Origin of the sequence: Streptococcus danieliae, assembly GCF_009767945.1 — a bacterium.
Taxonomy (GTDB): Bacteria; Bacillota; Bacilli; order Lactobacillales; family Streptococcaceae; genus Streptococcus; species Streptococcus danieliae.
Genome location: NZ_WSRS01000069.1, coordinates 1 through 9071 on the forward strand (window position 1 = coordinate 1; position 9071 = coordinate 9071).

7 protein-coding genes and 2 pseudogenes are annotated in these 9071 nt (G+C 35.4%); 8 read left to right on the plus strand and 1 reads right to left on the minus strand.

The window, feature by feature from the left end; translation table 11 throughout:
• Both E5983_RS07170 and E5983_RS07175 read left to right on the plus strand, forming a co-directional pair.
• Positions 1–2298, plus strand: a pseudogene (locus tag E5983_RS07170) (hypothetical protein); the annotation flags it as partial.
• A gap of 4 nt (positions 2299–2302) precedes the next feature.
• Positions 2303–2830 (plus strand): hypothetical protein, encoded by a 528-nt coding sequence (locus E5983_RS07175; RefSeq protein ID WP_160333196.1) that lies wholly within the window; start codon positions 2303–2305, stop codon positions 2828–2830.
• A 261-nt stretch (positions 2831–3091) separates the two neighbouring features.
• On the opposite strand, the gene E5983_RS07180 is transcribed toward E5983_RS07175, so the two are convergent.
• Positions 3092–5362: an N-6 DNA methylase gene (locus E5983_RS07180; protein ID WP_160333197.1), complete on the minus strand. Its 2271-nt coding sequence runs from the start codon at positions 5360–5362 to the stop codon at positions 3092–3094.
• Positions 5363–5684: 322 nt separating this feature from the next.
• On the opposite strand from E5983_RS07180, the pseudogene E5983_RS07185 reads away from it, so the two are divergent.
• The 6 genes and pseudogenes from E5983_RS07185 (at position 5685) to E5983_RS07210 (ending at position 8976) form a co-directional block, all read left to right on the plus strand.
• Positions 5685–6602, plus strand: a pseudogene (locus E5983_RS07185) (IS1595 family transposase).
• Positions 6592–7050, plus strand: a complete 459-nt coding sequence (locus E5983_RS07190; protein WP_135052755.1) for a hypothetical protein — start codon at positions 6592–6594, stop codon at positions 7048–7050. The pseudogene E5983_RS07185 and the gene E5983_RS07190 overlap by 11 nt, the downstream one beginning before the upstream one ends.
• A complete protein-coding gene (locus E5983_RS07195; RefSeq protein ID WP_135052756.1) occupies positions 7050–7337 on the plus strand; it encodes a hypothetical protein in 288 nt (95 codons plus the stop codon). Before E5983_RS07190 ends, E5983_RS07195 begins: the two co-directional genes overlap by 1 nt.
• Positions 7330–7878, plus strand: coding sequence for a DUF6036 family nucleotidyltransferase (locus tag E5983_RS07200; RefSeq protein WP_160333198.1), 549 nt, complete (start codon positions 7330–7332; stop codon positions 7876–7878). Before E5983_RS07195 ends, E5983_RS07200 begins: the two co-directional genes overlap by 8 nt.
• Positions 7879–8071: 193 nt before the next feature.
• Positions 8072–8473, plus strand: a complete 402-nt coding sequence (locus E5983_RS07205) for a hypothetical protein (protein ID WP_160333199.1) — start codon at positions 8072–8074, stop codon at positions 8471–8473.
• A gap of 122 nt (positions 8474–8595) precedes the next feature.
• Entirely contained in the window at positions 8596–8976 is a 381-nt protein-coding gene (locus E5983_RS07210) for a hypothetical protein (protein WP_160333200.1), read from the plus strand.
• Positions 8977–9071: the final 95 nt, after the last annotated feature.

A 9071-nucleotide genomic window follows, 5' to 3' on the forward strand; every position in this document is an offset into this window, starting at 1 on the left:
GTTGCGCTTGCGACAGGTGGGGAGATCTCCTTTACCTTCGGAATCCGCTACAACCCCAATGATATTCAAAAATCCGCTAATCCAAGCAGACTAAGAGATCGGTCCCGCCAATGGTTTACTGTCAATGCGGATATTAAAGCCAGTGGGCTAATCCAGAGGGAAAAACCTGGAAATCCACCAATCGCTCCGCTTAAACCAGATCTTCTCACCAAAAAGCTAGAAGCTCCTAAGAAGCCCCTCCAACCTAAAGAGCCAGCCTATGCCACAGTCAGTCAACCAGTCCAACCTAAAAAACCAGAACTAAAGGTTATTCCAGATCTCCCACCATTAACGGTTACAGCTATCAAGCCAACAGCCCCTAAAGCACCAGTTGTCTTTTTACACCAAATTCGTTATAAAAAACCTCTTCCATCAATATCTGTAACTCAGCCTACAAGACCAACGAAGAAACCTCTTTCACCAAAGCCTGTCAGACCTGTTACAAATACTAGGCCTGTAGTTTCTTATCCAGCCCATACTAGAGTTTACCCAGCTCCTACGTTCAACTATAATCAATACCAAGGAATTCGTTATAGGCAACCGTATGTCCCATCAGCTTCAGTTACATACCCAAGCTATGCATCTGGTTGGGCAAATCAAGCCGCCCCTACATCTAGAGTTACTTCACCAGCAACTAATCCGGAACAGAAAGCTCCAAAACCAGGTGAAAACAAGCCTAAACCTAAAGGAGAGAATAAGGGGCAAGAAAAGAACTGGTTTAGCAGTAATACAGGCTTTAACGATAAGGAGACGAAAGCTGTCCTGGATTATATTCGAAAAACAGGGGCAGAGGCTAAGAAAAGCCATCCCAATGATCGAGCTGCTTATAATCGAGACGTGGCTCAATCGCTGGCCTATGGTGCTTATAAGACAGATGATCTTCAGAAACTGTTTAATATTTATTTATCACAGCCACTAGTTGAAGACGGTTCTGTCTTACAAGCTATTTCAAATACTCATAAAAATTATGAGGATAAAAAAGATGAGGATAAAAAATATTATCCGCTTGATCTTCCCCATATGCTAACCACTTTAGCCTCACTTGAAAAACAAAATGGCAGGTTTGATTATACGGCATTTATTAAGCGTCTAGCTGTTCAGCCCTTGATTAATCCATTGGCCAATCCAGTAACTTTTATCTGGTCCGCCTTTAATAATGGTGATGATGTCAAAAGAAATATCTTGTTGCAACAGAATTCTTTGATTGGAGATTTATTTACTAATACAGATCGGAAAGATTACTTATCGGATATGGATGCCATTATTCTTGCCCGCCATCCTAAATATAAGGATCTTCCTCTTGATGAAAGAATCATTCAGTACTACAGCCAAGACCTGACGATCAAACGCCATCAGCTATTGTACGAAGTCTACGGAACAAATAAAACAAGTGCTAAAATGAATCTGGCAGGTGAAATGTTGCTATCAACTCTAACTTTAGGAGGATTGGGGTTAGCAGTTGTCGGTATGTTTAAAAGAAAAGGGGTAACACATATTGGTGAAAATTTAGCGTTACTCGATCAAGTTGTTTTCGAAAAATCTTTTGAACGTGCCTTTCAGAATCCAATAAAAGCTCTAGGCAAGATAACTACACGGATAATGAGTAACACAAATCAGTTTCTCCAAAAGAATATCATCAAGCCATTTCAAAGTACGGTTAAATCCATTAGGAATAGAGTTTCTCTAAGTTTTGCAAAGGGTAAAAAAGTTTTACAGAATAAAATTGTCAAGCCACTTGTATCTGTGGTGAAAAAAGGTGCGAGAGCAACTAGACAAAAAACAGCACAGCTTGCTAAAACGATGAAACAAGGCTTTAAAAATATAAAAAGCAGAGTGATTAAACCGATGGGAAATGCCATTCGCAAAATTAGCAAGCCATTACAAAATGCTGTTGGTAGAGTTGTCAAACCAATCCAGAATGCTGCTCCTAGACTTGCTCAATCAACTGCAATAATTGCAAAGTCTGTTGTGAGGACTTTAGCTAGACCAGTGACTCAAGTTGTCAAACCAGTTATTAGAGCTGTAGTTAGACCAGTTGTTCAAGCTGTTAAACCGGTTATTAGAGCTGTAGCTAGACCAGTTGTTCAAGCTGTTAAACCGGTTATTAGAGCTGTAGCCAGACCAGTGGTTCAAGCTGTCAAACCAGTTATTAGAGCTGTGACCAGACCAGTTGCACAAGTAGCTAAGCCTATCGCTAGGGCTGTTGCTAAAGTTACGCAAATTTTTAAACCGAAGCCATCTGCTAAGAGGAGGAAATAAAGAATTGAGACTAAAAAAACACTTCGTACTGCTTGGCGTATTCCTCTCACTTGCTGGAATTGTATACGGATATACACAGTACAATCTAACTCGCTATTCTGTCTATTACGCTAGCCATATGCCTAGAAAAAAAGAAGCTAAACCGGAGTTGATCATGGCTTTAGAAAATCTAGATTGGATTGATAGGGTAAATACGGAGAATGTTCGCTTTGATAAAGAGGATAATAAATCGATATATATCAAAAAAAATTCATACTTCACGTATAGTATCTATGGGTATGGCAAGGGTTATTATATGGGAATAAATAAAACAAATGGTGCATATTTTTATAACACTGATTCAACAGGAAAATTTGTCACTTATTCTTCGTTAGTTGAAAATAAGAATGAAGAATCGTTGGAGAGAAAGACTTTACAGGAAATCGAAGCCCTATTAGCTCCAGCCACCCAGGATATTATCGAAGCTCAAAAAACTCCCCTTATCAATCTTCAAAAGCTGTTTAATCAAAGGTATATGTCGAGATTCAATTAGGTATTGGTGGTGTATTTTACTGTGGAGACCAACTGTTCGTTTAAATAATTAGAATTTGAGTCTAGTAGATGAGGATTAAGAAAGGTAGCTCCATGAAAAAACAAAGAAAAAAACTGATTCGGATCTTCTTACTCTTACTTGCCATCACTATATATATTTTGGGAACTATATACCAGTTTACACCAACCACAATATGTAGTGTTTCGATAATATCAAAAAAGACGACTTTCTTTCGGAAATCGTCTTTTTCATTTAAGTTACTTAAATTAGGGAAGACATTTCATCTTTGAGTTTTTCTTCTTCTAATTTCAGTCTTTGTTGTAGTTTTTCATAAGGCACTATATATTTTTCCACAAATCTATCCTGCTCCTCGATGGGGAAATATTCTATGTAGTAATCAGGTAGCAAGTCATCTCTTGGAATAGTTAATTTAGATGTACCGTCTGCTAAATCAGATACAAGTTGTTTACGAATGGCTTCAAGATACCAGTTATAAAACTTCAAATTTACAGGGTATTTCTCATTTTTTTGTGTCAGAACAACACATAAATTACTTGGTGTAAACTTTCCGTTAACATATTGAGATTTTCCTAAAGAACCTGCTGCATAAAGTGCATATACAAGGGCTTCTTTATCATAATCATAAGATGAGTGTTTTTTCCACTCATCTGAAGCGGTAATAAAATCATATTTTCCGCTAGGGTCATTTTTTGTTGAAGCAAGACTACCCTTTGGAGAAATTTCAAAAATATCGCTAAATTTCACTAATGTTTTTGATGTGTTTTCTTCCAGCTCTATGTAGCCTGAACAATTTAAGACAGAGTTTTTATATATTTTTCGTTTCTCTGATATACCTTTGATTTCTCTGCTATTTTGAATAGCATCTATGATTTGATTTTCAATGTCATTCCACCGATTGGCAACATCAACTCTTCCTTTATGTTGAATAGATTCAAAGCCATCTTCTTCTAAGTTGTAGAATAATACTTCGTCATTTTCATTGTGCTTTGTCTTTGTAAATCCAAAAATTGATGTGTTCACCGATCGACCTTGTTCAGTAAACAGGTTAAATGGCATTTTGATTACAAAATCCAATTTAGCCATTCGCAAAATTTCCTCTGTTTTTCCATCTACCTCCTGATATTTTCTAAGTGTTGGTGTGGGCATAATGATAATGAGTTTACCATTAGGTTCAAGATATTCAATAGCCTGTTTAGTGAAATCTATAGGGCTAGTTTTTTCATAGGGAGGATTGATTATACATTTTGTTGGTTTCTTTTCTCTGATTTTTTCGAGAAGAATTGCATCTCTATTATTCACTATTGCTTGCGAAGTGTCTGACAGCAAACTACTCCGGAACATCAGATTAGAGCGACCATCACCATGCAAGAACATATTTGAACACGCTAATGCGAATAATACAGAATCGTTTTCAAAACCTATCAACTGATTTTGTCTAATATAATCTTGTTTCTCAAGGTCATCTTGAGCTAAGCTACTTAAAATCTCAAGTGCTTCCATTAAGAAACCTCCTGACCCCATACAAGTATCTATGACAACATCATCGACATTGAGGCGAGCTAATTTTACCATCAAGGATTTTATATGGTCTGGAGTTAAAATAATATTCTTATTTTCAGCTTGACCTGAACGTGATAAGAATATTTTATAGGCTTTTCCTAAAATATCTAATTTTTCATTGTTAATAAATGGAACGAAAATTTTATTCTCTATAAGAGAGATAAGATTTACGTAGTCTTTTAAATGATAGTCTATATTTGAAATAAACGAAAATCTATCTCTCCAATTAAACTCTTTTGAAAGATTATTGACTTTTCGTTTTAGTTCTGTTTCTATAGCATCTAATAGAGACTTGTTTAAATTATGAGCTTCTAATATGGTTGCATCTGTAGTAGCGGTATCTTCAACATCAGGTGCAGTAGTATGCTTATATTGGTTTCTGAAATTGTTGTTCCGCAAAGCTATCAATATACCTGAGAAAAATAAACTTCTATCTGTATCTCGAACTTTTCCTCCAGCATGGAATGTTTCATTTAACTGTTTGAGTATACTAGTTAATTCCATTTCACTTACAATTTCTCCTTTAAATTTTTGTATGAATAGTTTTTCTAAGTTTTTAAGGCTAAGTAGTTTATCTTTTATATGAAATGGAATAATATCAGATTGGGGAGTTTCCTTGTAATAATAGGTAACTTTAATCTGACTCAGTTCTTGACCTGATATTGCTATACCGATTATCCCATTATGCAATAGATTATTTTCCATATACCACTTTACTTCAGCTTCGGCTGAGGAATGTTTTAAGGCTTTTGCTTCAACAATAATTGCAAAGGATTGTTTATCTAAGAAAAAATCAGGAAAACCCTTATAGTCTGTACCTTGTTTTGATTTAAACCCATATACATCAGGAATAGCACTTTTCTCTAAAAAAGTATTTGGTTCATAAAATTCTCTAAAAATATTTTCTGTCTTCGTTTCAGAGACTTTATTTTCAATTAGTGAGATGACCATTATGCCACCTCACTAATTGAAAGGAAAAAAACTTCCTCACAAAAATGTGAAAAAGCCTGTTTTAGTGGTTGACAAAAAACACGTCCGATTACATAATCAGCTGTGAGCTGTGAGCTGTGAGCTGTGAGCTGTGAGCTGTGAGCTGTGAGCTGTGAGCTGTGAGCTGTGAGCTGTGATTACATTCATACCAATCATTTCCTTTACTTTTTAATGGTTCTATTATATCAAATTTTCAAACTTTTGTATAGTAGAACTTTACATTTTTGTTGACAAACATTACTGTTTTCGATATAGTATAATCAAGAAATAAGGAGTACCAGTTATGAAGTTTGAATTTAAGTCATTATTTGATTTACAATCTGCTTTTCCTGACGAACAGTCATGTATAGACCATTTAGAAAATATGATTTGGGGCGATGTGATTGTCAGCCCTTTTGATGCTACTTCAAAAGTCTATAAATGCAAGGGAAATAAATATCGTTGTAAAAATACTGGTAAATACTTCAATGTCAAAACTGGCACTCTTTTTGATAATACTAAGATTGAATTGCGTAAATGGTTCATGGCGATTTGGCTTGTAACTTCCCATAAAAAAGGAATTTCTTCAGTGCAACTTTCAAAGGATATTGGCGTTACTCAAAAGACAGCTTGGTTTATGTTGGAACGTATCCGTAAGTGTTTTGGCTCTGAAAATGATAATACTCTTGATAATGTTGTAGAAGTTGATGAGACTTATATTGGCGGAAAAAATAAGAACCGTCACAACTCTAAGAAAATCAAAAATGCTCAAGGGCGTTCTTTAAAAGACAAGTCTGCCATAGTTGGCATGGTACAACGTCAAGGTAAAGTCAATGCTCATCATGTATCAGATACTAAAGCCAAAACATTAACCGAACAAATCGTCAAATATGTCAAAGAGACTGCTCAACTTTACACAGATGAATGGCTAGGTTATAATAAAGTGGCTAAGATGTATCAACATGACTTTGTAAATCACGGTTCTAGTGAATACGTGCAAGGCGATGTTTATACTAACACGATTGAAGGCTTTTAGGCTGGATTGAAACGTGGTGTTTTAGGAATTTATCACTCATGGTCTAAGAAATATCTTCAAGACTATGTAGATGAATTTGTTTTCCGTTATAATACTCGTGATTATTCGGATAGTAAGCGTTTTAATCTCTTACTTTCAAATGCCTGTGTCCGTACTAAATATAGGGAGCTAATTTATGGCTACTAATACACTAAATGATTTACATTTTGAATTGGAAAGGTCTATTTCTCGAAGAGTTGATAGTAAACTAATTGGGTATCAGGTTAGTCTTTCTGATAGATTTTATGACAAGTATACGAAATTCTGGAATAAAAAGTACACTTTTGATTTTGTCATTAACCATCGTTCGTTTTATACTCAACTAACGAAACGATGTGTCTATGATGTACTTGGAGACAATCAAAAGAAAATTGATAGAAAAGCAATCGCTAGACACATGGCAGAGCTGGAAGCCTTGATTGATGTCGCAGAGAATAAAGAGGAATTTCAAAACTTTTTTGAGAAAAAGTATAGTCTCAAATTCCCTGATTTGAATGACTGCGTTTATCCAAAGAAAAAAGAACTATCTGATTTTGACAAGAAACTTTGGATAGCCATGCACTATAACCCTAGAGAAGATAAGGGGGAACAGTAATGACAACATGGTATGATTACATGGTAAGAGCCAGCGAACATGCTGGAAGTGATGGCGATTTATGGTTTCGTTATCTTTACAAGGTTATTCAAGATGAAGAAACCAAACTAACAACCGAAGATGTTGAACAGTTATTAAAAAATCCTACTCTGACACCGTTTCAAAAGATAACTCTGCAAGATGCTTTAATGGACGGTACTCATACAAGAGAACATGTCTTACAAGCCAATCGTAAAAGTCAACCGAAAGACATTTTAAAGTTGTTTAGAGAGGGGAACTATGGATAAGAAAATCTTATTTGAAGCTCTCAATGCTGAATTAGATAAAGAAAACATTGAACTTGAAATTATCTGCGTTGGTGGTTTCGTCCTTGAGTATTATAATCTTCGAGGAACACAAGATGTCGATGCCTTTTATCAAGAAGATGCTAAAATCAGAAGTATCATCGAGAAAGTTGGTAATGATTTTGGTGTGAATGAACCTAATGAATTATGGCTGAACAACAATGTAGCTAATATGAATAGAATACCGCCACGTTCCATCTGTGAGAAGGCATACGGCTATTCAAACCTGACTGTCCTTGTTCCTCCACTTTCTTACATTCTCGGAATGAAACTAGAAAGCGGACGAGATAGAGACAGGCAGGATGCTGGGGACATTATTAAGCTGGTTAAAATCCGTTCCATAAAAGATGTTATCACTAAACTCAAAGAATACGGATTTCAACCTGATATTTCAATGGTTTTGGAAGTTTTTGAAATAGCCTATGGTATGGAATGGTTGGCAGAGTATATGACCGAACATCCAGAAGAATTTAGACATTATTAAAAGACGATTTCCGTTTGGAAGTCGCCTTTTTTGATAATCTTGAATACTACATATTGTATCTAGTGTAAACTGGTATATAGTTCCCTATATTTTTACCAATCTCAGTTGGCATCAAATCTATTATTACACTCACTCCCAAAAAAGCGATAAGCGATTGACACCCATTGTTGTAATCTATAATCTGGGAGAGATTATGTTCAAGCCCAAACGAGAAACCGATGGAAAATATGAATATGTGTCTCCAGGTAATGCCATTAATTACAATGAATCGGCTTCATTCTCATATTCATTCATATCAGATCAAGGAGTCCCTAGCTTTCATACATCTGTTGGTGTATATTATCATGATGAAGATATTAGTATTAATTTTCAATTAGACCCGAATTTTAAAATAACGAATATTTATAAATACACGCCAGATGATATCACGGAAGAAAAACCTTCTCAGGAAGATCAAGTCATGGTTGACCGTTACGTCAAACAGTTGACGGATCATGTCCTTGAAACTCGTGTTGTACCACCTATCTTCAATCTCCAATGGCTCTATGACCTGACTTTTGATGAGAAGAAGATGCTTCATCTTGAGGATGGATGAATTTAGGGGGAATCTTTAGATTATCTAGAACTCTTGATGCTTTGGTTCTATTAGAGATAATGGGTTTTACTGTATGAAACTATCGTTAGAGTCGAGGAATCGTAATCAAGAAAGGCATCTCCATGAAAAAACAAAGAAAAAAACTGATTCGGATCTTCTTACTTTTACTTGCCATCACTATATATATTTTCACCAATCTCAGTTGGCATCAAATCTATTATTACACTCACTCCCAAAAAAGCGATAAGCGATTGACACCTATTGTCGTCATCTATAATTTGGGAGAGGTTATGTTCAAACCCAAACGAGAGACCGATGGAAAATATGAATATGTTTCCCCAGGTAATGCAATTAATTATAGTGAAACAAAAAATATTACTTTTTCTTTTGATGATGGAGATAGGACACAAAAACATACTGTAGGTTTTAGTAGTTATGAACACAAACAACAAATTCTAATTAGTTATACCCAAATTATTCATACCTCAAACAACTCCGTGTAAATAGCTAAAAAATCATCAGAAATTGCCAAAAAACAATGGCAATTTCTGATGATTTTTCTTGTCGTTCAATCTGTTCTAAGGATAAAAATGGATTC